Here is a 25,938-nt window from a genome sequence, read left to right as displayed (position 1 = left end):
ATTAGAGCTCAATTTAAATTTCCTTCTTTTTAAGTAGGGTTGCAAAACTTTTGTGTTTTTTTTTAAGAATGATTAAGCAAAAAAAAAAAAATATTAACCAACCAATTATTAAAAACATGAATTTATGAAAACCATGAAGAACGTAAATCAGATGTTAAGGATTAAAACTTTCTTAACTTCTAAACTCACTTTATCTATTTTTATTTTGATTTCTTGTATTAGTTTGCAAGCTCAAAATACGATAAAGGGATCTGTTATCGATCAAAAGACATCTCAAACTATTATTGGAGCTTCTGTACTTGTCAAAGGGACTACCAATAGTACCATGACTGATGTTGATGGAAATTATGTATTAAATGTAAGTGATTCTAATGTAACCTTAGTATTCTCTTACATTGGATATGGTAAAGTGGAAGAGGCTGTTAAAGGCAGAAAAATCGTTAATGTAGTATTAAATGAAGAAAATAACACTTTAGATGAAGTTGTTATTATTGGATATGGTACTATCAAGAAAAGTGATATGACTGGAGCTGTTGGAGGCTTAAAAGCATCACAATTAGACGCTCAAAGTAACACGAATTTAGGTAGTGCAATTCAGGGAAAAATTGCTGGTGTAACAGTAGAATCAGGTGGAGGTGCTCCAGGTTCTGGAACTAAAATCCAGATTAGAGGAGCTGGATCATTAAACAATAATAATCCGTTGATTTTAGTTGATGATATTGCAGTAGCATCAATGAATAATTTGAATCCAAATGACATTGAGTCTATTCAAGTATTGAAAGATGCATCTGCTGCTGCCATTTATGGGTCTAGAGCTGCAAATGGGGTTATTTTAATTACTACAAAGAGTGGTAAAAAGGGAGATATGAAAGTATCTTTCAATTCTTCTTTTGGGTCTGCAAGCGTAGCTAAAAAGTTAGATTTGTTAAATCAAGAGGAATGGGCAAAAGTAAGTACTGCAGCCTATACCGCAGCAGGAAAACAGCCGTTGGATATTGCTCTAAACCCAGAAGTTTCGGGTGCAGGTATAAACTGGCAAAATGAAATATTCAGAACGGCTCCAACTAAAAATTACTCATTGGGACTTTCAGGAGGTTCTGATAATGTGAAGTATAGTATGTCATTAAGCTACTTTAATCAAGAAGGAGTTGTTAAAGAGACTAATTATGACCGTGTTAATTTAAGAGTTAAATCGGATTATAAAAAAGGGATCTTTAAAATTGGTGAAACAGTAATGTTGACCAAAGAAAAAAGAAAAGATTTGCCAGGTGTTCCTGGACAAGGAAGAAATGTTGTAGGATCTGCAATATCAATGATTCCTGGTTTTGCTATATATGATGAAAACGCCATCGGAGGTTATGGAGGTGCATCTGGTTCAGTAACGGATATATTTAATCCAGTTGCTGCTTTGAATCTTTTTGATGTAAAGAATGATTATTACCAAGCATTGATAAACACTTATGCTGAAGCAAGTTTTTTTGATGGTTTTAAATATAAGTTAAACGTAGGGGCAACTATTTCTGAGCATAAAGCTTATAATTATACACCTCGTTACGAAGTGGGTGGTTTCTTTAAGAATTTAAAGAATACTTTAGCTGAAGGAAGTGATATGAATCAGTATTATCAAATAGAAAATACGTTGAATTATTCTAAAACTTTTGGAAAACATTCTGTAAATTTATTAGTTGGACATACGGTTTATGAAAATAAATTTCGTTCAATTTCAGGTTCAGTTTCAGGATTACCTGATGGTATTTATGTTCTTGCTGGAGCAGAAGATCCTTCGATTGTTGGTTTAGCAAGTGAAAGTAAATTAATGTCTTTCCTTGGTCGTGCTATTTATTCATATGACAATAAATATATTTTTACTGCAACATTTAGACGTGATGGTTCTTCTCGTTTTAGCCCAGAAAACAAATGGGGAAATTTCCCATCTATTTCTGCAGCTTGGGGAATTGGAAAAGAAGATTTTTTCACCAAGTTAAACTTACCTGTATCTGAGTTAAAATTACGTGCTAGTTATGGTGTATTAGGGAATCAAGAAATTGGAGACTACCAGTATCTTGGTTTGATTTCTCCAGGAATTAGCTATGCAGTGGGCGAGCCAAATTCATTATGGATTGGTAATATTCAACAAGAATATCCTGCAATTGGTTTAAAATGGGAATCAACTGCAACTGCAAATGTAGGGGTTGATTTGTCAATGTGGAATGGTCAATTAGACTTTACTGCTGATTACTTTGAAAAAAATACGACAGATTTACTTTTGCGTGTGCCAATTCCATTGTCAGTAGGTTCTAGCAATGACCCTTATACGAATGCTGGTAAAGTGTCTAACAAAGGTTTTGAATTAGGATTGACATATAATAAAAAAGTAGGAGAAGTTAATTTCTCTGTTTCTTCTAATATTTCTAGTGTAAAAAATCGTGTAGAAGATTTAAGTACAGGAAGTCAAATTCTAGCAGGTTCTAGTGGATCATTCCACGGAGCAGCAGTAACGTATAGTAAAGTAGGATATCCTATTTATTCTTTTTTTCTTGTTAAGACGGATGGTTTATTCAGATCTCAAGAAGAAATTGATGCTTATACTTTAAATGGAAATCCAATCCAACCAAGAGCACAAGTAGGAGATATAAAATATGTTGACTTTAATGGTGATGGGCAAATTGATGGTGCTGATAGACAGTATAGAGGAAGTGCTTTCCCAGATTTTGAATATGGTTTACGTCTTACAGCTGATTGGAAAGGAATTGACTTTACAATAGCAGCTCAAGGGACGCAAGGAAATATGATTTATAACGGTAATAATACGGATATCGCTACTGTAAGATCAAACATTAATTATTCTAGTGCAACTTTAAACTCTTATACATTTAATCCAAATTCAAATTTCCCAAGATTGGACATTGACGATTTAAATGATAATGGAGCAGACTATTCTGATCGTTTTCTTGAAAACGGTTCTTACTTTAGAATCAAAACGGTCCAAGTTGGGTATACTATCCCGAATAGCTTAAGTCAAAAATTAGCGATTGACAGATGCCGATTATATGTTGCCGGAGACAACTTGCATACTTTTACTAAGTATACAGGATATAATCCAGATGTTTCAAGTGATGGACTTGGAGGTAGAGGGATAGATTATAAATCTTATCCGTTAAGCAAGACAATTACATTTGGAATTCAACTTAACTTTTAAATCGACAAAAATGAAAAAGAAATTAATCATAGTATTTTTTATGGGTGGACTTGTAACGCTAAGTTCTTGTTCAGACAACCTTGAATTTGGGAACCCAAATAAATTAACAACAGAATCTTTCTGGCAAACACCAGCCGATCTGGAGTCTGGATTAGCTACGGTATATAATACATTAGTAGATAATAATAATGCAGGGTATTGGGAAATTCAAGCCATGCAATTAAAAGAGAATAGAACAGAAAACTTTATTGCTAGAAATGACGTTCCTGGACGTTTTGCAGTTGCTACTTATAAAAATAGTCCTAGTACGGCAGAAACTACAGGGATGTTTAAAGCAATGTACATAGGGATATTTCGTGCCAATCAGGTGATAAATTATGCTCCGCAAATCAAAAATATTGATGAAACTAAAAGAGCGCAATTAGTTGCCGAAGCTAGTTTTTTAAGAGGATTGAATTATTTTAATTTAGTAATTGAATTTGGAAGTGTGCCAATATTTACTGGTTTAGTAAAAGACCCATCCGATTACTTTAAAGAAAAGTCGACTGAAGATGAAGTTTGGAACCAAATAATTGCTGATTTTCAATTAGCAGCTACTAGTCCGTTACCAGAAATATATCCTGTGGCTTTAAAAGGGAGAGTAACTAAAAATACTGCTATTGCTTATCTTGGAAAAGCGTATTTATATAGAAAAGAGTGGGCAAAAGCCGAAGAGCAATTTGCTAAATTAGTAAATAACGAAGGGACAAATGGATACGGTCTTTTGGATGATTATGCTCAATTATTTGATGGTAAGCATGAGAACAGTAAAGAATCTGTATTTGAAATTCAGTTTAGTAGAGTAGGAGGAGCAACTATTTGGGGAGGAGAACCAGCACAAAGAACTAGAGCTACAACAATGGCTCAAGAATGTGCTCCTGGTGAAGTAGGTGGATGGTTTGAGTTATTGCCTACAAAAACATTATTGAATGCAATGACCAAAGAGAAAACGGTAGATGGAGGTTTTGATCCAAGAGCGACGGCCACTTTGGCATGGAACTACCCAGGAAGCATGTATTATAATGCTGATTTTGCAACAAAATTTGGAGCAAATGCTATTTGGATTAGAAAAAATCAAAACTGGTGGAATAACGATGAAGGAGATTGGAAATCAGAATTGAATGAATACGCTATGCGTTATGCCGATGTACTTTTAATGCTTGCTGAAGCGCAAACTATGCAAGGAAAAGTGGCAAGTGCAATCCCTTTAGTTAAAAGAATTAGAGACAGAGCGAAGCTAACTAGCATTGTAATGACAGGATGGACTCAAACTCAAATGATGGATGAAATTATGCATCAAAGAAATGTTGAATTTGCTCGTGAAGGACTTCACTGGTATGATTTAAGAAGATGGGGTACATTAGAAAAAGTGATTAAAGAAAGTTTAAGAGAAGGCTACAATAATTACTCAGCCAAATACAATTACTTTCCTATTCCAGAAAGTGAATTAAACAATAATCCTAAGATGACTCAAAATGCCAATTGGTAATAGAGTACAATAATTAGTTTTCGGGTGTTATTATTTTTTAAAAAAAACAGCTACAGAAGTTTAATGGTTTAATGATGTAGCAAATTTTGATACTAAATGAAATTTGGGATGTTGTCGAAAAACGTTTTTAATCCATTTATTGGATATAGACATTGGCTTACACTGTTAAAAAACAAAATAGAGCTAAAATTAATGTCAAAATAATCACACCCAATAACTGATAATAATAAATAGTGACAGATGGTTAATTGCAGTAGTACTGCAATTAATCATTTGTGCTATTTTTAAACAAAACAGGGTTCCTTTACTTTTATAATGCAATCCAATTCATTGTAAATTAAAGAACTAAATGAGAAAATAGTTACCTAAAAAAATAGTGAACATGAAAAAAAGAACAATTTTAACTAGCATTTTTGCTGTTATATCTTTAATTGTCTTTGCCCAGGAAAAACCAAGTCGCAATGACTGGGAAAATCCTGAAGTATTTCAGATTAATCGTGAGCCAGCTAGAGCTGCATTTTTACCTTTTGCAGATGAAGCATCAGCAATTGCGGATGACTATACTCGTTCACCATGGTATATGAGTTTAGACGGGAAATGGAAGTTTAATTGGTCTCCTACACCGGATGAAAGACCAAAAGATTTCTTTAAACCCGATTTTAATACGACCAACTGGAAAGAGATTGGAGTGCCTTCTAACTGGGAATTAGTGGGATATGGAATTCCTATTTATACTAATATTACGTATCCATTTGTCAAAAATCCACCATTCATTGATCATGCCGATAATCCTGTTGGGTCTTACCGCCGTACTTTCGAGTTGCCAGAAAACTGGGACGGACGTCGTGTTTACCTTCATTTTGAAGCGGGAACATCTGCCATGTATATTTGGATAAATGGAGAAAAAGTGGGCTACAGCCAGAATACTAAAAGCCCAACTGAATTTGATATTACGAAGTATGTAAAAGCAGGCGTAAATCAGGTTGCCGTTGAGGTCTATCGTTGGAGCGATGGGTCTTATTTAGAAGATCAAGATTTTTGGCGCCTATCTGGAATTGACAGGGACGTTTATCTTTATAGTACAGCAAATACGCGTATTGCTGATTTCTTTACTCGTCCTGATCTTGACGCTGCTTATAAAAACGGAAGTTTATCTGTTGATATTAAACTTAAAAATACCAATTCGGTTGCCAAGAACAATCAAACTGTTGTAGCTAAATTAGTTGATGCTACAGGAAAAGAAGTTTTTGTAAAAACAATTAAAGTAAATATAGGAGCTAATGCGGTTGCATCAACCACATTTGAACAAAATGTTAGTTCCCCTAAATTATGGAATAATGAAACACCTAACCTTTATACTTTAGTACTTACATTAAAGGATGAAAACGGCAAATTTGTAGAAACGGTTGCCACTTCTATCGGTTTTAGAAAAGTAGAATTGAAGAACGGACAATTATTAGTTAATGGCATCCGAATCATGGTTCACGGGGTGAATATTCATGAGCATAACCCAAAAACGGGTCATTATCAAGATAAAGAAACCATGATGAAGGACATCAAGTTAATGAAACAACTAAACATTAATGCGGTGCGTTGCAGCCATTATCCAAATAATTTATTGTGGGTAAAACTGTGCAATAAATATGGTTTGTTTTTAGTTGACGAGGCAAATATTGAAACGCATGGAATGGGAGCTGAACTGCAAGGTTCATTTGATAAAACAAAGCATCCAGCGTATCTCCCAGAATGGAAAGCAGCTCATATGGATCGTATTTATAGCTTAGTGGAAAGAGATAAAAATCAACCTTCGGTTATTCTATGGTCACTAGGTAATGAATGTGGAAATGGACCTGTGTTTCACGAGGCTTACAAATGGATAAAAAATAGAGATAAAACGAGATTAGTTCAATTTGAGCAAGCTGGGGAACAAGAAAACACTGATGTTGTTTGTCCAATGTATCCAAGTATGGAATATATGAAGGAATATGCTAATCGTAAAGATGTAAAACGTCCTTTCATCATGTGCGAGTATTCACATGCAATGGGTAACAGTAACGGTAACTTTCAAGAGTATTGGGACATTATTCACAGTAGTACTAACATGCAAGGTGGATTCATCTGGGATTGGGTTGATCAAGGCTTTGAAGAAGCAGATGAAGCTGGTAGAAAATACTGGGCTTATGGTGGTGATATGGGAGGTCAAAACTACACTAACGACGAGAATTTTTGTCATAATGGATTGGTTTGGCCAGATCGCACGCCGCACCCTGGTGCTTTTGAAGTAAAAAAAGTGTATCAAGACATACTTTTCAAGGGGATAAATTTAGAGAAAGGAATTATCGAAGTCGAAAATGGTTTTGGTTATACTAATCTTGATAAATACCTTTTCAAATATGAAGTTTTGAAAAATGGGTTAGTTATTAAATCAGGTGTAATTAATATTAGTCTTGCTCCACAATCTAAAAAACAAGTTCAAATTGAATTGCCAAAACTAAATGCAGAAGATGGAGTTGAGTATCTTTTAAATGTTTTTGCGTATACAAAAGAAGGTACTGAATTATTACCTCAAAATTTTGAAATCGCAAGGGAGCAATTTTCTATAGGAGAAAGCAAGTATTTTGCTAAAGTTGTAAATGCTACTGCAAATGCTATAGTTAAAGATACTAAGGATGCGATTTCTTTAAGTGCAAATGGGGTCGAAGTAATCATAAATAAGAAAACGGGTTTGATGCAAAAATATACATCTGGAGAGGCGAATTATTTTAACCAAATGCCTGTTCCTAATTTCTGGCGAGCTCCTACAGATAATGATTTTGGTAACTATATGCAGGTAAGTAGTAATGTATGGAGAACTGTGGGAAGATTCAGTACTTTGGATACTATTGAAGTGAAAGAAGTGTCTGGTAAAACAACTGTTGTAGCACATCTTTTCTTGAAAGATATTGCTTCGACCTATACGATTACTTACACTATGGATGCCGATGGAAGCTTAACATTACAAAATTCATTCAAAGCGGGAGATAACCCATTATCTGAAATGCCTCGTTTTGGGATGTTATTCTCACTAAAAAAAGAGTTGGATAACTTTAGTTATTATGGAAGAGGTCCTTGGGAAAATTATCAAGATAGAAATACATCCTCTTTGAAAGGAATTTACGAAAGCAAAGTTGCTGATCAATATGTTCCTTATACTCGTCCTCAAGAAAATGGATATAAAACAGATATTCGCTGGATAACGTTGACAAATAACTCTGGAAACGGAATTGAGATTCAAGGCTTGCAACCACTAGGAGTTAGCGCTTTGAATAATTATCCTGAAGATTTTGATGCAGGTTTAACCAAAAAATACCGCCATACAAATGATATTACTCCACGTAATGAAGTGGTAATTTGTGTAGATTTAGCACAACGAGGTCTTGGAGGAGACAATAGCTGGGGTGCTATGCCACACGAACAATACCAATTGAGAAACAAAGAATATAGTTACGGTTTCGTTATTAAGCCAATAAAAAAATAAATAGATTAGCAGTCCTATTTTATATGTTGTAAAATAGGACTGCTATATAATCGAAACTGTTGCAAGAGGTTGCTACTTAAAATAATTATTATGAAAGAAAAATTAAAATGCTGTTTCCATTTAAAAGGTGTTTTTACATTGTTTTTTATGTTTGGCGCAATTAGTTTATGGGCCCAGAAAGTGACAATACCTATTGCTACTAATAGCAATATGATGCTGTTGCAAACAGATAATGACAACCGTTTGATGACCGTTTATTTTGGTAAACCACTTGAAAACGAAAATGAATTCGCAGCGGTTTCAGCTGGATATAATTATGATTATTCTAATCAGGGAATTTACAATTCAGCATATACGCCATCTGGTACTTGGAATCTTAGTGAACCAGCAATTCAGGTCAAACATGCTGATGGAAACACTTCTTTAGAACTGAAATATGTAAGTCATAAAATTGAAAAAATAGATGCCAATAGTTCTCTTACCAGTATCGTTCTTAAAGATCCTGTTTATCCGTTTGAGGTAACTTTGTTTTATAAAGTTTGGCCAAAGGAAAATGTAATCGAACAATGGACTGAAATAAAACACAATGAAAAGAAAGCGGTATTGTTACAAAAATACGCTTCGGCAAATTTATTTTTTGGAGGAAAAAACTTCTATCTCACCAGTTTTCAAGGAGAATATCTAAAAGAAATGCAACCTGCGGAGACTAAGCTTGTACAAGGAATGAGATCTCTGGACAGCAAATTGGGAACTAGAGCGATGCTTACGCAAAGTCCTAATTTTATGGTCTCGTTTGGAAAACCTGCATCAGAAAATGAAGGAACGGTATTGCTAGGACAATTAGCTTGGAGTAGTAATTTTAAATTGGAATTTGAAGTTGACTCTAACAAAAATCTTAGGCTAATTGCAGGAATCAATCCTTTTGCTTCGGAATATTTATTGGCTCCAAATGTAGTTTTTAAAACGCCTTCTTTAATTTATGTGCTTTCAAATCATGGAACAGGAGATGCTAGTAGGAATTTACACGATTGGGCAAGAAAATATAGAGTTTTAGATGGCGAAGGAGAACGACTTACCTTGTTGAACAATTGGGAAGCTACTTACTTTGATTTTGATGAAAATAAAATAAAAGACTTATTTAAAGATGCTAAAGACCTGGGTGTCGATATGTTCTTGCTAGATGACGGTTGGTTTGGAAATAAATATCCAAGAAATGGAGATAATGCTGGGCTTGGTGATTGGCAAGAAAATAAAAAGAAATTACCAAGTGGCTTAGGTTATTTGGTGAAAGAAGCCAAAAAAGAAGGGGTAAAATTCGGTATTTGGATAGAGCCTGAAATGGTAAATCCTAAAAGTGAGTTGTATGAAAAACATTTAGATTGGGTAATTCGTCAACCAGAAAGACCTGAGATTTATTATAGAAACCAACTTGTTTTAGATTTGTCAAATCCCGAAGTACAGGACTTTGTATTTGGTGTTGTAGATGATTTATTTGTAAAAAATCCCGAATTAGCCTTTATAAAATGGGATTGTAATGCGACAATTTATAACGCTTATTCGGCATATCTTAATAAAAAGGGATTGCCACAATCTAATTTGTACGTTGATTATACTAAAGGATTGTATAAAGTACTACAGCGGATTAGAGCTAAATACCCAAAAGTGCCAATGATGTTATGCTCTGGCGGAGGTGGTCGTGGCGATTATGAATTCTTGAAGTATTTTACAGAATTTTGGCCAACGGATGATACGGAACCTTTAGAAAGAATATTTGTTCAATGGGATTATTCCTATTTCTTTCCTTCGATTACAACTTGCAACCACGTAACGGATTGGGGTAAACAACCACTAAAATTTAGAGTTGATGTGGCTAGTATGGGAAAATTAGGTTTTGATATCGTAGCAAGCAAATTAAATCCCGATGATAAAACATTTTGTAAACAAGCTATTTCAAATTACAATTCATTTAAAGATGTTGTTTGGCATGGAGATATGTTTCGTTTGGTTAATCCTCATGAAAATGATATCGCAGCGTTAATGTATGTAAATCCAGAGAAAAGCAAAGCTGTCGTTTTTAATTACTTAGTGAATAATAGGTTTAGTATTACAGCAACTGAGAGACCAGTTGTATTAAACGGTTTGGATCCAAAGAAAAAATATACGGTAAAAGAAATTAACCTGTTTCCAGGAACAACATCCTCAATTGCTTCTGACAAGGTGTATAGTGGTGATTTCTTGATGAAAGCAGGGGTCAATCCAAATGTGAATTTGAGAAGAACAAGTGTAGTTCTTGAAATAACAGAAGTGAAATAAAATTTAGAAAAAGCATATTATAAAATTGTAAAATATGAAAATACTAGTTACTGGCGGATTAGGATTTATTGGTTCGCATACTGTTGTTGAATTACAAAATGAAGGTTTTGAAGTTGTTATTATCGATAATCTTTCTAATGCTACTGAGGATGTTTTAAATGGTATAGTTGCTATAACAGGTAAGATACCTCTTTTTGAAAGGTTAGATTTAAGAGAAAAAGTAGCTGTACAAGATTTTTTTAAAAGACATTCTGATGTTGTTGGCGTAATTCATTTTGCGGCTTCAAAAGCAGTAGGTGAAAGTGTGGGGAATCCTTTGTTATATTATGAAAATAACATTAGCACTTTAATCTATTTGCTTCAGGAATTGCAACAAAAAGAAGAGTCACATTTTATCTTTAGTTCTTCCTGCACTGTTTATGGTCAAGCAGATGTAATGCCTATTAATGAAAACGCATCAGTTAAGCCAGCTATGTCTCCTTATGGGAACACCAAACAAATTGGGGAAGAAATCATCACTGATGTTACAAAAGTAAGTGGTATAACTGCTATTTTGTTGCGTTATTTTAATCCTATTGGGGCGCACCCATCTATCGAAATTGGTGAATTACCCGTTGGAGTGCCACAAAACTTAGTCCCTTTTATCACACAAACTGGAATGGGTTTGAGAAAAGAACTTTCGGTTTATGGGGATGATTACCCAACTGTTGATGGTACTTGCGTTCGGGATTATATCCACGTTGTTGACCTAGCTAAAGCACATGTTATTGCTTTGCAACGATTAGTAAACAAAAAAAATTCGGCTAAAATAGAAACGTTTAATCTGGGGACAGGAACTGGAAGCTCGGTTTTGGAGGTGATTCAAGCATTCGAAAAAGTAAGCGGTCAAAAATTGCCTTATACCATTGTTGGTAGAAGAGAAGGAGACGTTGTTTCGGCTTATGCCAATACAGATAAAGCAAATACTATTCTTGGATGGAAAACACAAGCTACACTTGAAGAAGGGATAGCAAGTGCTTGGAAATGGGAGCAGAAGATCAGGAATAAAAACTAATAATAGTGATTGTGTCATTTATAACAAGATACAATCAACATAAAAATAAATTATAAAACATTGTATTATAGTTGTTTACGGAATAATAAAATAAAATTTAACAGATTCATCTGTAATAAATGTAAAAAACACATTTATAAACTATGTAAATAAATATTTTTATTTTACTTTTGACTTTCATAATTTCATAAAATATCAATTAAATTAAAACACATATCACATTTTATAACTAATTCTGTAATGGATTTCTATAAATTATTGTAGATATGCAAAATGATTTATAAATAAGAACTATTTATAAAAAAGAAAAATAGCACAGGACAATAACCGTATGCATTTATATTAATTTCTAAAAAACAAATTACCCATGAACCAACATCTTGCTTTTGCGGATTACGCAGTATTTATTATTTATTTTATCGTGGTATCCACTTATGGATATACCGTTTATCGCAAACGTGAAAAAAACGAACACGATGCCAAAGCTTATTTCCTTGCAGAAGGGACATTGACATGGTGGGCTATTGGTGCTTCATTGATTGCTTCAAACATTTCTGCAGAACAGTTTATTGGAATGAGTGGTGAAGGATTCTTTTTAGGAATTGCTGTTGCCGCTTATGAGTGGATTGCCGCTATTGCTTTAATTATTGTTGCCGTTTGGTTCATTCCCGTTTATTTAAAAAACAAGATTTATACCATGCCTCAGTTTTTAAAAACAAGGTATAACGAATCCACTGCTTTAATTATGGCCGTATTTTGGTTGTTCTTATACGTATTTGTAAACTTAACTTCTATTTTATATTTAGGAGCTGTTGCCATTAATGGATTGGCTGGTGGAGAATATTTGCATATAATTATGATTGGATTGGCTCTTTTTGCTTTATTAATTTCTTTGGGAGGAATGAAAGTAGTGGCTTATACGGATGTAATTCAAGTTGCTGTTTTAATTATTGGAGGATTAGTTACTTCATATATTGCTTTAACAACCGTTGGACGCTATTTTGGAGTGGGTGAAAATGCTATTGAAGGTTTCAAAGTATTGATGAGAGAAGCTCCAGAGCATTTCAAAATGATTATTCCAAGACCTACAGCTACATCTACACAATTAGAGATTAATAAATACCTTACTTTTCCAGGTGTAATGTCGTATTTGGCTGGTATTTGGATTATTAATCTTAATTATTGGGGTTGTAACCAATACATTACACAAAGAGCTTTAGGTGCTGATTTACAAACGGCTCGTACAGGTATTTTGTTTGCAGGAATTTTAAAATTATTAATGCCACTTATCGTTATGTTGCCTGGTATTGCAGCTTTTGTTTTATATGAAAACGGACATTTACCTCAATTAGTAGGAGGAAAAGATGGTGCTTATTCTGCAGTGTTGACCTTCTTACCAACAGGTTTAAAAGGACTGTCTGTAGCGGCATTAACGGCAGCTATTGTGGCCTCTTTAGCAGGGAAAGTAAATAGTATTTCAACTATTTATACACTTGATGTTCATAAAAAATACATTCAAAAAGACGCTACAGATAGAGGACAAGTTAATATTGGAAGGATTGCAGTATTTGGTGCCATGCTTCTTGCTGTTATATTTACTTGGAATGATTTACTTGGAATTGGTGGTGTAGGTGGATTTACTTACATTCAAAAATATACAGGTTTTATTAGTCCTGGTGTATTTGCCATGTTCTTCCTTGGGATGTTTTGGAAAAGAACTACAGGTACTGCAGCAATTGTAGGTGTAATTGCCGGTTTCTTATTGTCCGTTTTGTTTAATGAATTTGCTCCAGCATTATTTGGAAATGAAACGTTATTATATACTGCTTATTCTAATGGTAACGGTGGATTCGAAATTCCTTTCCATATTTGTATGGGATTATCATTTGCATTTACAATGCTTTTAATGATTGCCATAAGTTTTGCTGGACCTAAAGTGAATCCAAAAGCCTTTGAATTAGATACAGAAATGTTCAAATTGAAACCACAAACAACAGTTTTGATTGTAATAACACTATTAACTATTTTTGCATTGTATGCTAAATTCTGGTAGAAACTAGTTTTTATATATCCTTATTTATTAAAAAGTGTAAAGTCAAACTCAGTTTGCCTTTACATTTTTTTTATTACATAGGTTACAATTCCCCAAATGATTAATTGATTTTCTTCAGTGACTTTTATGGGGGAATAATTAGGGTTTTCAGGCATGAGATACAAACAGTCTTTATCCAGCTGAATCCGTTTCACTGTAAATTCTCCATCAATAAAACAAATAGCAATTTTATTGTTTTGTGGCTCAAGACTTCTGTCAACCACAAGTACATCTTTGTCATTTATACCTGCATCAATCATAGAATTTCCTTTTACTTTAATATAAAAAGTGGCCAGAGGGTTTTCACTCAGTTCTTTGTTGAGATCAATGTTGTTTTCTAAAAAATCTGCTGCTGGCGATGGAAAACCTGCCGAAACACCTTCGGTCATGAATGGAATTTTTATTTCACTTTCAAAATCGGGTTGGAAAAAAGTAAGTTTTTGTTCTTTTTTTATTGACATTTTATTTCAAGTATATCTTTAAAACTGGTAGTGAATTTGGGTGACAAATGATTCTGATTCATATTCCAAGTCAAACTTAGGTTTTGTGTGGCTAGCTTTACCTGCGTGTAGCCTATTTTTTTGTTGAGGTCGTCCATGACTTTCATAAGTGCTAAATGTTTTGGGTTTTCATCTTCAAACAATTGAAACTGTTTTTTGTTTTCATCGATAAGGCTACTAACAATTACTCCCGCTTTTTTAAATTTCAAACCCTCGTTCCCTTTGTGCATTTGCTTCAGCATTGCCACAGCAGCATTAGCAATTGTTAAGCTTGAATTTGTTGCGTATGGGAGGTTCATTGCCATATTAAAATAATATTTGGAGGTTTGAACAGTATGTTTGTCAACCACTAATAATACGATAATGGTATGACAACATGATTTTTGTTTTCGCAGTTTCTCGGCACAAACAGAGGCAAACGTAACCATCCGCTCTCGCAATAAATCAAAATCGGATATTTGTTTTGGAAAACTCCGAGTGGTGGAAATGCTTTTCTTTTGGTCTGGAAAGGGATCCAAGTCCAATACTTGCTTCCCTTCTAATTCATATTTTAAACGCATTCCTATTACACCCATTTCTTTTTTTATCCAAGCTTCATGTTGTGGTTGTATGAAGTCTAATGCGGTGTTGATCTTGCGTAGTTTTGCTTTTTTGGTTGTTCGATGACCTATGCCCCAAACATCTTCAATTTTGGTCCATTTGAGTGCTTTAAAGCGTTTTTCATCCGTATCAATTACATAAACACCACCAGTTCTTTCTTGGAATTTCTTAGCTATTTTATTGGCCACTTTTGACAATGCTTTGGTCTCTGCAAAACCAATACAAACGGGGATTCCAATCCATTTTTGAACTCTTTTTTTCATTTGAATACCATAATCGTGGTAATCTAAAACGTTTAGACCGTCAAAATTTAAGAACGCTTCATCAATGCTGTAGATTTCCACATTAGGAGTAAATTGTGCCAAAATTGACATTACTCGATTACTCAAATCGCCATATAGTGCATAATTAGAAGAAAATAATTTGACATTCTTTTCTCGTACTAAATCTTTAATTTGAAAAGCAGGAGCACCCATTGGTATTCCAACAGCTTTAGCTTCATTGCTTCGGGAAATTACGCAACCGTCATTATTTGATAATATAGCAACCGGTTTTCCGTTGAATTCTGGTTGGAAAACACGTTCGCAGGAAGCATAGAAATTATTACAGTCGACTAAGGCATACATAGTACAAAATTACTCAATATGTACTTATGCTTGTAAATAACAAAAGTTAATTTTAGGGATTGTTGATAAGTAAAAATAGGTTTTTTTTCGAAAACTTTAAGAGCTAAAATTCAAAATTAAATCCTTTTTTAGTTAGTTTTTCATAAATTTTAGAGTCAAACTTATACAATTGTGCTGCTCTGTGAGAAACGTCTTGTTGTTTTTCATCCAAGGCAACCAACAGTTTCATATGAAGAATTTTTCTGCGGAAATTTGATTTATCCATCTCAATACCTAGAATTTCTTCATAAAGATGCATAAGTGCCAATAAAGTAAATTTTTCGGGTAAAAGATTAAAACCTATTGGAGCTTGACGCACCCGATTACGCAATTGTTTTAAGCTATAATCTAATATTTCATTATGATCATATATTAAATCTGGAATTTCATTAATCTTATACCATTTTGCATCAGATGCAGTAAAACCTGCGGTTACATTATAATCTTCTCTTTTTATTAAAGCATAATAACCTATTGTAATTACCCGTCTTAATGGAAAACGGTCGGGATCCCCAAAAGCTTTTAATTGTTCTAGGAATATATTATCTAATCCTGTTAGTTCTCCTAACAATCGATGAGCAGCATTATCTATACTTTCTTTTTTCTTTATCCACCCACCGGGAAGCCCCCATTTTCCTTTACTAATACCTTCAGCATGTTGGACCAATAGGACTTCTAATATTCCGTTGTCAAAACCAAAAATCACACAGTCAATTGTAATGGCATTCATGGCTGATTGCTCAACAGTTTTTAAAGAGTCTTCAGTAGTTTTTTTATCAACCATGGTTTGGAAATTTGAATGAAATATATGAAAAATTAAAAAGCGAGGGTATTTAATTTATATGTTTTTTATGAGGCGAATGTTTTTGCAAATATTTAAAAAAAATCATGGAATTAGAAGCATAATTTTTTATTTTTTTTCACCTGCTGTCGGGAGCCTTCATTAGTATAAATACGTAATAATACGCATGATTAATTATCAATTACAAATTTTTAAATACAATTTTTTGTTAATATGAAATAAATGCATTATACTTGTAGTCAAATTAACCATAAGGATATGGTTTTTATGACTAGAAGTTTGTAGAGATGCAAACATAAAAGTAAAAGCAATCTCTTAAAATGAAGAATATGTATTTTTTAGGAATAGATTTAGGAAGCTCTTCAATTAAACTAACAGTATTTGATCCGGAAAAAGGAACTACTGTTGGCGCAGTGACTGTTCCAGAAATGGAGATGGATATTATTGCTCCGAAATTTGGATGGGCTGAACAAGATCCTAATTCTTGGTGGCAAAATGTTAAAAAGGGCATACAAGTTTTGGGAACAAAACAGGATGTTGACTTAAAAAAAATTGCAGGGATTGGGATAGCCTATCAAATGCATGGTTTAGTCTTAACGGATGAGAAATTAAATCCTGTTCGTTCTTCGATTATTTGGTGTGACAGTAGAGCAGCAACTATAGGGAATGAAATATACGATCGTATGGGACAAGAATATTTCCAGCAACAAATTTTAGGAAGTCCAGGAAATTTTACTGCTTCTAAATTGAAATGGGTTCAAATAAATGAGCCAGAAGTTTTTAATAAAGCGGTCTACATGATGCTTCCTGGTGATTTTATTGCTGCAAAACTTTCAGGGATTCCACAAATTAGTACTTCTGGACTATCAGAAGCTGCATTATGGAACTTTTCAAGAGGGGGTTTAGCTACTGAAGTACTCCAAGAAATGGATCTTCCTGAGGAAATGATCCCAGAAATTGTACCCAACTTTGGCTATCAAGCAACAATTCACCCAGATATCGCTTTAGAGTTAAGCCTTGACAGAAACACTAAAATAACCTATCGTGCCGGTGATCAACCCAATAATGCATTATCTCTAAATGTGTTAAAACCAGGGGAAATAGCTACTACAGCTGGAACTTCGGCCGTAATTTATACAGTAAGTGACAAAGATGTCTATGACAAAGAAAATCGAATCAATACGTTTTTACATGTAAATAATTCTGAAACAGAGAAAAAAAATGGAGTGATGCTTTGTATCAACGGTTCTGGTATTTTGTACCAATGGTTGCGTAAAATCATGTCTGTTGAACAATCGAATTTAATTGCCTACGAAACGTTGAATGCCGAAGCGGCTAAAGTGGAGGCAGGAAGTAAAGGACTACGTTTTTATCCTTTTGGGAATGGAGTAGAGCGTATTTTTAATAATAAAAATGCCAATTCAGGAATTCAGAATCTAAATTTTAACATCCATCAATCTGGGCACCTTATCCGTTCAGCTTGCGAAGGAATTGTGTTTGCCATGAATTATGGGTTTGATGTGATGAAATCCGTAGGAGCATCTGGAGAAGTAGTGAGAGCTGGAAATGCCAATCTATTCCTGAGTCCAGTTTTTAGAGAAATTTTCACCAATACAACACAAACTACTTTAGAACTCTATAATACTTCAGGAGCCGAAGGTGCAGCGCGAGGTGCAGCCTATGGTTATGGATTTTATGACTCACTTGATGAGGCGTTTAAAGGGTTAAAATGTATAGAACGAATTGAACCCAATCAATCGCTGACTTCACAGTATCAAGATATTTATCAAGAATGGAAAAATCATATTAAAATAGAACAATAATGAATACAACTAAACAAACTTATTTTAAAAACATTGATATCATAAAATTTGAAGGAAGAGAAAGTGTTAACCCACTTGCTTTTAAATGGTATGATGAGAACCGAGTAGTAGCAGGAAAGACTTTAAAAGAACACCTGCGTTTTTCCATGGCATACTGGCATACGCTATGCAACAAAGGGGGAGATCCTTTTGGTGCTAATACAGAAATTCTTGCTTGGGATAAAAACGAAAATGTAATTCAAAGAGCCAAAGACAAAATGGATGCGGCTTTTGAATTCATGAGCAAATTAGGGATTCCATATTATTGTTTTCATGATTTAGATATCGTAGATGAAGCACCAACTTTATCAGAGTTTGAAAACCGAGTGCAAGAATTAGTTGCTTATGCTAAAATTAAACAAGATGAAACGGGGATTAAACTGTTGTGGGGAACTTCAAACTTGTTTAGTAATCCTCGTTATATGAATGGAGCTTCAACCAATCCTAATTTTGATGTAGTTTCTTATGCAGCAGGTCAAGCCAAAATTGCAATTGATGCAACTATTGCTTTAGGTGGTGAAAATTATGTTTTCTGGGGAGGTCGCGAAGGCTACATGAGTCTTTTAAATACCGATATGAAAAGAGAATTAGATCACATGGGACAATTCTTGACTATTTGTAGAGATTATGCACGCAAACAAGGCTTTAAAGGAACTTTTCTTATTGAACCAAAGCCTATGGAACCCATGAAACATCAGTATGATTTTGATGTGGCAACAACATTAGGGTTTTTACATAAATATGGACTTCAAGATGACTTCAAGTTGAATCTAGAAGTAAATCACGCTACCCTTGCTGGACATACTTTTGAGCATGAGTTACAAGTTGCGGTAGATGCAGGAATGTTAGGAAGCATTGATGCAAATCGGGGAGACTATCAAAACGGTTGGGACACTGATCAGTTTCCAATAAATGTTTATGAAATAACACAAGCTATGTTAATCATCTTAGAAGGTGGTGGAATTCAAGGTGGCGGAATCAACTTTGATGCAAAAGTACGCAGAAACTCAACTGATTTAGACGATAAATTTATTGCTCACATAGCTGGAATGGATGTTTTTGCACGCGGTCTTATCTATGCGGACCATATTTTACAAAATACAAATTATAAAAATTTACGTGAACAACGTTACGGATCATTTGACAGTGGTAATGGAGCGAAGTATGAAAAAGGAGAGCTCTCTTTGGAAGCACTTAGTGAAATTGCTCGTGCAAATGGAGAACCTCAACAAATAAGTGGAAAACAAGAATTATTTGAACAAATTATTGCCAACGCATATTAGTCTATTAAAACAACCATTAACTAACTAAATTATTGTGAAAAGTAAATGGTGTAAATCAATAATATTTAGTTTTTAACATTGCTTTAATTCAGTATTTTGTGCTGAATTAAAGTTTTGTATAACAGTAATCTCAAATTGTGACTGGATAAATTGTCTTAAATATTGTTTTTTATTCTAAAAAGGTTCTTAATTCTTGACGGTATTGATAGGCACTTTTCCCAGTGAATTCTTTAAACGATTTATTAAAATGTCCTAAATTGTTAAAGCCACTTTCATCACAAACGTCAGTTATACTGATTTGTTTTTCGGCTAATAATTTAGATGCGTGCACCAATCGATAATCATTTACAAATTTAGTAAATGTTTTGTTGGTTATTTTTTTGAAATACCTACAAAAGGATGGGACAGTCATTGCAACAAGATCTGATATTTCTTCTAGGCTTATGCTTTCTTGAAAATGGTCTTTCACAAAATTATATACCACATTCATGCGGTCATTGTCCTGCATTTGCATTTCCATCGAAAATCCTTCGGCATTCAATATGACGCTTTCTTTTGACAACTCTAATTCATTTAAGATAGACAACATGCTTAGTAATCTTTCTAATTGATTTTGTTCATCAAGTGCTTCTATTCGTTCTCCAATTATTTTTTTCGTTTTTCCAACAAACGAGATTCCTTGTTTGGCTTGGCTGAATAAGTTTTTAATATTTGTCATTTCTGAAATTTCAAAAAAACTGTTTCCAAGAAAGTCAGGTTTCATTTGTATTACCGTTTCTTTTTTATTCCCTGTTTCTTCATCTGTAAAACCACAATGAGGTAAATTACTACCTATAAGAATTAGATCACCATCATTATAATACGAGACATGACTGCCTACTTGTCTTTTACCGGAGCCTCCATTTATATAAACTAATTCTATTTCAGGGTGATAATGCCAGTGATTTGTATGTACGTTGTTGTTTTGTTCATGTTTCGCTATAGAAAATGAACTTCCAAAAGAGGGGACTATGATTTCTAAGTTGGGGTGTATAGGTCTCATATTCTTTTTTATTGATTTAGTATGCAAATTTAGTAAACATTGCGGAATTGTTAGCTTTTTTAACCTTTATCGATTTCGTAAAAGGTAAAATAGCGTAGAATCGTGAAAATCCTGCATTATATTCAATGAAATGGTTGCCGTAGATTTGTAATAGTTAAAAGGATTATAAATCTAAAAACTTAAATTATGAAAAAGATTTTAAAATTTAGTTTGGTAGTAGCAGCTGTATTGACTGCTATGAATGTAAGTGCATCAGAAAAAGATTTTTCGTTAGATGTAAAAAAAGGAGAAGGTAAGACAGTAACTTTTGCTCTTAATGAGTCAAATAAAGTAGAATTGTCAATTTATGATTTAGACAATAAATTGATTCACACTGAAAATGTTAACTCTAAAGGAAGTGTTAACAGAACGTATGATTTAAAAGCTTTGCCAGAAGGAACATATTTTCTTGTTGCAGAATCAGATACGAAAATTGCGAAATATGAGATTTCTGTGATTGGGAAAACTGCAGTTCTTGCTTCAAGTCCAGTTTCGGAGGTGTACAAGCCAGTGTTTACAAACAAAAATGGTTTAGTTTCTCTAAGCATTTTTAATTTGTACAAAAACCCTGTAAGCATTAAAATTTATAATCAAGCTGACGAGGAAGTGTATACATCTCCAGTTTTAGTAGATCAAAATGTTGAAAAGGTTTTTGATATCAAAAACTTACCATATGAAAAATATACATTCGTTATGACGTATGGTGATAAAGTTTTCATGGAGACAGTTTCGGCTAAAAAATAATTAACAACAGAATTTATGAAAATAGCTCTATTTTATAGAGCTGTTTTTTTATATTATATTTCCGATAATTTTGTCCATTACCCAATTGGTGTGAGTTGCAGTTTTTCCATCAGAAGGATATGTACCGTTATGGAGTAAGCTGTCTTTCATTTGTTGAACATGGTACAGTTGAATGTTTTCGGGATGTTCAATATGAAGTTTCGTTTCACCTTGTTCATTTGTTAGAAGTAAAGGATCGTTTTCGAATATAGAAAAGGCAATTTTACCTTTACTCCCATAAATTTCAACGGTATCTTCCCTTGTAAAACAACCAAAATTCCAACTTCCCGATCCAGTAATGCCTGATTCATGTACCCAACTTGCTGCTACGGCATCTTTGGCTGAATATAATCCCTGTTGGTTTATACTTATTCCAGATGCTTCTTTTATATTTCCTAGAAGGAAAGTAAATAGGTCCAGTCCATGACTGGCCAAATTGTCAAAATAACCAGCTGTTGCGATTTTGGCATCTGTTCTCCAGTTGTAATTTCCTGATAAATCTTGATCAGTTGTAGGTTTGCTTAAATGCCATCTTATATGTCTTATTTCGCCTATGGTTTTATTGTCTATCCATTTTTTTACTTGCAGAAAACGAGGTAATGTTCGTCTGTAATAAGCAACAAATAAAAGGATGTTTTTTTCTTTGAAGGCTTCATAGATTGCTAAGCTATCTTGGTAATTTGGCGAAAGCGGTTTTTCAATGCAACAACTTTTTCCTGCAATGGCTACTTTTAGACCATAATATTTATGGGTATCGGGTGGCGTAGCTATGTAAACAGCATCTATTTCAGGGTCATTTATTAAGTCATCAGCATTAGTGTAATATTTTCTTATCCCATGTCTTTTAGCATAATCAGCCGCTTTTTCAGCGTCTCTTCTCATTACGGCTACTATTTCAAATCCGTCTGTTTTTTGATAAGCAGGACCACTTTTTATTTCGGTAACATTACCACATCCTAGTATTCCCCATCGGATTGTTGTTTTGCTGTTTTCCATATTTTGTAATAATTGATTTTAGACCAAGGTATGAATTAATTACATCCGTCTATTCCACAATTTTCTCCTTCGGTTGTATTCAGTACGGTTACTTTAGAATCAAATTGACCCTCATCCCATACCTTTTCTAACGTTTTTACAAAAGTTTCGACATGTTGTGCTCCAGAAACAGCGTACTTATTGTCAAAAACAAAAAACGGAACGCCTTGAACTCCTATTTTTTGTGCCATGTCAATATCTTCCTTTACTTCTTTTGCGTAAGCATCAGAATGTAAGACAGCATCAATTTCTTTAGTATCTAATCCCGCTTGTTGTCCTAATTGAGTAAGTGTTTCTAAATCATTTACATTTTTGCCATCTGTTAAATAAGCTTTAAACAAAAGCTCTTCTAATTCATTAGATAGCTTGTATTTCTTAGCTAAGTGTAATAAACGATGGGCATTAAATGAATTGGCCATAATTGCTTTTTCAAAATGAAAATCTAGTCCAGAGTTTTTTGCGTTTTGCGTCATGCTGTCCATCATTTCTTGTGCCCATTCTTTATCTTTTCGATATTTTTCAGCTAAATGTTCTGCCATATTATCGTCAGCTGAGGCCACAAAAGAGGCATCTAATTGAAAGCTTTTCCATTCGATTTCTACTGATTCTTTATGATTAAATTGTGCCAAAGCGCCTTCAATTTTTCTTTTTCCTATATAACAATATGGGCACATAATATCCGACCAGATTTGTACTTTTAATTTATTTTTCATTGTGTTTTAAGTATTGTAGTAAGTTATTAATTTGTATATACAAATGTAGTGATTCCCTCTTGATCAATAATTTGTTTTAGTTTTTTATTGGGAAATTAGGATGATAAGAAAAAGGTTTTTTTTTAATAAAAAACCCATCAAACGGATATTGATGGGTTAAACGGGGTTATTTTCGAATTAAATAAAATCAATACTAAAAATGACAACTGTATAATCTAAACTAAGTACTGTTTCTGTTTTATACTTTAAAATAAGAGATTTTAATCGCTATCTTGAAGCATATAATTTAGATACATATTTTCCAATTACATCAAATTCAAGATTTATTTTAGTACCTACTTTAAAATCTTTAAAATTAGTATGCTCGTGGGTATAAGGAATAATGGCAACACTAAATTGATTTTTCTTGGAGTCTACTACGGTTAAACTTACTCCATTAACGGTAATCGAACCTTTTTCAATAGTAAGGTTGTTTAGAGTCTCGTCGTACTCAAATGTGTAAGACCAACTTCCATTAGTTTCTTCCGTTGAAGTGCATATACCAGTTTGATCTACATGACCTTGAACGATGTGGCCATCGAGTCGGTCACCTAATTTCATAGCTCTTTCAAGATTGACACTATCTCCAGTCTTCCAGTCACCAAGATTTGTTTTTTTTATCGTTTCGTCAATTGCTGTTACGGTATAGCTATTATTGTTTATAGCTACTACAGTTAAGCAAATGCCATTATGTGAGACACTTTGATCAATTTGGAGCTCCGCTGTTATTGAAGAGTCCACCGTTACGTGAATATTGTCTTTTTCTTTTTTTATTTCTTGGATAGTACCAAGGGTTTCTACGATTCCTGTAAACATTTCTTATTTTATTTTACTAAATTTGCACTTCAAAATTAGCAATAAATAACGTGAGGTCATGATGAAAAAAGCAGAAAATATAATTGTTGGAATTTCAATAGGAGATTTAAACGGTATTGGAAGCGAAGTTGTTCTAAAAACATTCGAGGATTCCCGTATGTTAGAACTGTGTACGCCAGTTATTTTTGCCAATGTGAAAATAATGTCTTTTATAAAAAAGAATTTAAATGCTACGGTTTCACTTCATGGAATCGATAAACTAGATCAAATTCTTCCAGGAAAAATCAATGTTTTTAATCTTTGGAAAGAAGGTGTAGATTTAAATTTAGGAGTAAATGACGATAAAGTAGGAGAATATGCAGTAAAATCGTTTATCGCAGCAACTAAGGCTTTAAAAGAAGGAGTAGTAGATGTTTTAGTTACAGCTCCTATAAATAAATATAACATTCAATCGGAAGAGTTTAAATTTCCAGGACATACTGATTATTTAAATCAAGAACTAGAAGGGAATGCCTTAATGTTGATGGTTCAGGATAATTTGAGAGTGGGTTTATTGACGGATCATATTCCGTTGAGTGAAGTAGCATCTCATCTTACAGAAGATTTGATAAAACAAAAAATAGAAACAGTAAGACAGTCACTTATTCAGGATTTTAGTATTAATAAGCCGAAAATTGCAGTTTTAGGATTAAATCCACACTGTGGAGACGGGGGAGTAATTGGTAATGAAGAAGATGTGATTTTGAAGCCGACATTGAAGAAGATATTTGAAAAAGGAACTATGGTTTTTGGCCCTTTTGCAGCTGATGGATTTTTTGGAAGTGGTCAATATGAAAAATATGATGCTGTAATAGCTACATATCATGACCAAGGCTTAATTCCTTTTAAAACATTGTCATTTGGAAAAGGAGTGAATTATACGGCTGGTTTAAATAAAGTAAGAACCTCGCCGGATCATGGTACTGCCTATGATATTGCTGGGAAAGGGGTGGCGGATTACAACTCATTTAAAGAAGCGGTTTATCTTGCTTTAGATATTTATCGTTCTAGAATTCAATACGAAGAAATCAGTCAAAAACCACTGAAGATTAAAGAAAAACAGTAGTAAATAAAAAAAGATAAATAAGATTATTAGTTTTGTAATAATTTTATATCTTTGCACTCCCGAAGTTTGGGGTAAAATTATGTTGAAATGAAGAATACAAAAGAATTTTTAATTCCTTTTGTGGGATTAAAGCTAGGGAAACATCATTTTGAATATCAATTAAGTAATGCGTTCTTTGAAATCTTTGATTATGACGAATTTCAAAATTCAGACATCAAAGTAAATGTAGTTTTAGAGAAAAAAAGCACAATGCTTGAATTGGCTTTTAAGCACAAAGGGACGGTAAATGTACCTTGTGATCTTACAAGTGAAGATTTTGATTTGCCTATTAAAGGTAAAATGAAGTTGATTGTCCGTTTTGGAGAGGAGTATAATAATGACAATGAAGAATTGCTTATACTGCCATTTGGGGAATTTGAAATAGATGTTGCGCAGTATATATATGAAATGATTGTGCTGTCTGTTCCTCTAAGGCGAGTTCATCCAGGAGTCAAAGATGGAAGTTTAAAAACGGAAGCTCTTGATAAACTGAAGGAACTTACACTAAAAGAATCAAAAGAAGAAGAAAAGAATAAAGAGAATAAAGAAGAGAATATTGACCCGCGTTGGGACAAATTAAAGCAACTATTAACGGATAAATAATATAGTAAAATGGCACATCCTAAGAGAAAAATCTCCAAAACAAGAAGAGATAAAAGAAGAACACATTATAAAGCTACTGTAGCTCAAATCGCTACTTGTCCTATCACAGGAGAAGCGCATTTATACCACAGAGCCTACTGGCATGAAGGGAAAATGTACTACAGAGGGCAAGTTGTTATAGATAAGTCTGTAGCTGTTGCTTAATGCATTTTTTTACAAATGATATTTGAACTCTCACATAGTGAGAGTTTTTTTGTTGTTTATAATTTTAATTAAATAAGAAGTTCTAAGACAATGGGTTTAGAATTT

Annotated in this window: 19 protein-coding genes; 12 read left to right on the top strand and 7 right to left on the bottom strand. The window is 33.6% G+C overall.

Annotated elements, in window-relative coordinates:
• Window positions 1-124 precede the first annotated feature (124 nt).
• The 6 genes from AB3G36_RS02710 (at window position 125) to AB3G36_RS02685 (ending at window position 13,664) form a co-directional block, all read left to right on the top strand.
• The gene (locus tag AB3G36_RS02710) at window positions 125-3,199 is read left to right on the top strand and encodes a SusC/RagA family TonB-linked outer membrane protein (RefSeq protein WP_367755752.1); all 3,075 of its coding nucleotides are present in this window, start codon (window positions 125-127) and stop codon (window positions 3,197-3,199) included.
• Between the two features lie 10 nt (window positions 3,200-3,209).
• Window positions 3,210-4,727, top strand: a complete 1,518-nt coding sequence (locus AB3G36_RS02705) for a RagB/SusD family nutrient uptake outer membrane protein (protein ID WP_367755750.1) — start codon at window positions 3,210-3,212, stop codon at window positions 4,725-4,727.
• Window positions 4,728-5,109: 382 nt separating this feature from the next.
• Window positions 5,110-8,244 (top strand): glycoside hydrolase family 2 TIM barrel-domain containing protein, encoded by a 3,135-nt coding sequence (locus AB3G36_RS02700; protein ID WP_367755748.1) that lies wholly within the window; start codon window positions 5,110-5,112, stop codon window positions 8,242-8,244.
• Between the two features lie 90 nt (window positions 8,245-8,334).
• On the top strand, window positions 8,335-10,557 hold the full coding sequence (locus tag AB3G36_RS02695) for an alpha-galactosidase (protein ID WP_367755746.1): 2,223 nt from the start codon (window positions 8,335-8,337) through the stop codon (window positions 10,555-10,557).
• Between the two features lie 34 nt (window positions 10,558-10,591).
• On the top strand, window positions 10,592-11,611 hold the full coding sequence (galE, locus tag AB3G36_RS02690; RefSeq protein ID WP_367755744.1) for a UDP-glucose 4-epimerase GalE: 1,020 nt from the start codon (window positions 10,592-10,594) through the stop codon (window positions 11,609-11,611).
• 367 nt (window positions 11,612-11,978) lie between these two features.
• Window positions 11,979-13,664, top strand: a complete 1,686-nt coding sequence (locus AB3G36_RS02685) for a sodium/sugar symporter (RefSeq protein ID WP_367755742.1) — start codon at window positions 11,979-11,981, stop codon at window positions 13,662-13,664.
• A gap of 59 nt (window positions 13,665-13,723) precedes the next feature.
• Here the strand turns inward: AB3G36_RS02685 and AB3G36_RS02680 are convergent, their stop codons facing one another.
• From AB3G36_RS02680 to AB3G36_RS02670, 3 genes are all read right to left on the bottom strand, one after another.
• Window positions 13,724-14,164 (bottom strand): LexA family protein, encoded by a 441-nt coding sequence (locus tag AB3G36_RS02680; protein WP_367755740.1) that lies wholly within the window; start codon window positions 14,162-14,164, stop codon window positions 13,724-13,726.
• A complete protein-coding gene (locus tag AB3G36_RS02675) occupies window positions 14,155-15,429 on the bottom strand; it encodes a Y-family DNA polymerase (RefSeq protein WP_367755738.1) in 1,275 nt (424 codons plus the stop codon). Before AB3G36_RS02675 ends, AB3G36_RS02680 begins: the two co-directional genes overlap by 10 nt.
• A gap of 103 nt (window positions 15,430-15,532) precedes the next feature.
• On the bottom strand, window positions 15,533-16,252 hold the full coding sequence (locus AB3G36_RS02670; protein WP_367755736.1) for an NUDIX domain-containing protein: 720 nt from the start codon (window positions 16,250-16,252) through the stop codon (window positions 15,533-15,535).
• A gap of 338 nt (window positions 16,253-16,590) precedes the next feature.
• Between AB3G36_RS02670 and AB3G36_RS02665 the strand changes: the two genes are divergently transcribed.
• Entirely contained in the window at window positions 16,591-18,093 is a 1,503-nt protein-coding gene (locus tag AB3G36_RS02665) for a xylulokinase (RefSeq protein WP_367755734.1), read from the top strand.
• Complete coding sequence (xylA, locus tag AB3G36_RS02660) at window positions 18,093-19,415, top strand: xylose isomerase (protein ID WP_367755732.1); 1,323 nt, start codon at window positions 18,093-18,095, stop codon at window positions 19,413-19,415. The genes AB3G36_RS02665 and xylA overlap by 1 nt, the downstream gene beginning before the upstream one ends.
• A 169-nt stretch (window positions 19,416-19,584) precedes the next feature.
• On the opposite strand, the gene AB3G36_RS02655 is transcribed toward xylA, so the two are convergent.
• Window positions 19,585-20,457, bottom strand: coding sequence for an AraC family transcriptional regulator (locus tag AB3G36_RS02655; protein ID WP_367755730.1), 873 nt, complete (start codon window positions 20,455-20,457; stop codon window positions 19,585-19,587).
• Between the two features lie 186 nt (window positions 20,458-20,643).
• On the opposite strand from AB3G36_RS02655, the gene AB3G36_RS02650 reads away from it, so the two are divergent.
• Complete coding sequence (locus tag AB3G36_RS02650; RefSeq protein ID WP_367755728.1) at window positions 20,644-21,240, top strand: T9SS type A sorting domain-containing protein; 597 nt, start codon at window positions 20,644-20,646, stop codon at window positions 21,238-21,240.
• 48 nt (window positions 21,241-21,288) lie between these two features.
• On the opposite strand, the gene AB3G36_RS02645 is transcribed toward AB3G36_RS02650, so the two are convergent.
• From AB3G36_RS02645 to AB3G36_RS02635, 3 genes are all read right to left on the bottom strand, one after another.
• Entirely contained in the window at window positions 21,289-22,275 is a 987-nt protein-coding gene (locus tag AB3G36_RS02645; protein WP_367755726.1) for a Gfo/Idh/MocA family protein, read from the bottom strand.
• 35 nt (window positions 22,276-22,310) lie between these two features.
• Complete coding sequence (locus AB3G36_RS02640; RefSeq protein WP_367755724.1) at window positions 22,311-23,027, bottom strand: DsbA family protein; 717 nt, start codon at window positions 23,025-23,027, stop codon at window positions 22,311-22,313.
• A 267-nt stretch (window positions 23,028-23,294) separates the two neighbouring features.
• A complete protein-coding gene (locus AB3G36_RS02635; RefSeq protein WP_367755722.1) occupies window positions 23,295-23,882 on the bottom strand; it encodes a riboflavin synthase in 588 nt (195 codons plus the stop codon).
• Window positions 23,883-23,940: 58 nt separating this feature from the next.
• Here AB3G36_RS02635 and pdxA point away from each other — a divergent pair, with 58 nt between their 5' ends.
• From pdxA to rpmF, 3 genes are all read left to right on the top strand, one after another.
• A complete protein-coding gene (gene pdxA / locus AB3G36_RS02630) occupies window positions 23,941-24,987 on the top strand; it encodes a 4-hydroxythreonine-4-phosphate dehydrogenase PdxA (protein WP_367755720.1) in 1,047 nt (348 codons plus the stop codon).
• An 87-nt stretch (window positions 24,988-25,074) separates the two neighbouring features.
• On the top strand, window positions 25,075-25,629 hold the full coding sequence (locus tag AB3G36_RS02625; RefSeq protein ID WP_367755718.1) for a DUF177 domain-containing protein: 555 nt from the start codon (window positions 25,075-25,077) through the stop codon (window positions 25,627-25,629).
• A gap of 9 nt (window positions 25,630-25,638) precedes the next feature.
• Entirely contained in the window at window positions 25,639-25,833 is a 195-nt protein-coding gene (gene rpmF, locus AB3G36_RS02620) for a 50S ribosomal protein L32 (protein WP_007137315.1), read from the top strand.
• Window positions 25,834-25,938: the final 105 nt, after the last annotated feature.

Source organism: Flavobacterium sp. WC2430 (genome assembly GCF_040822075.1).
GTDB lineage: Bacteria > Bacteroidota > Bacteroidia > Flavobacteriales > Flavobacteriaceae > Flavobacterium.
This window is presented reverse-complemented; position numbering and strand designations above follow the sequence as displayed.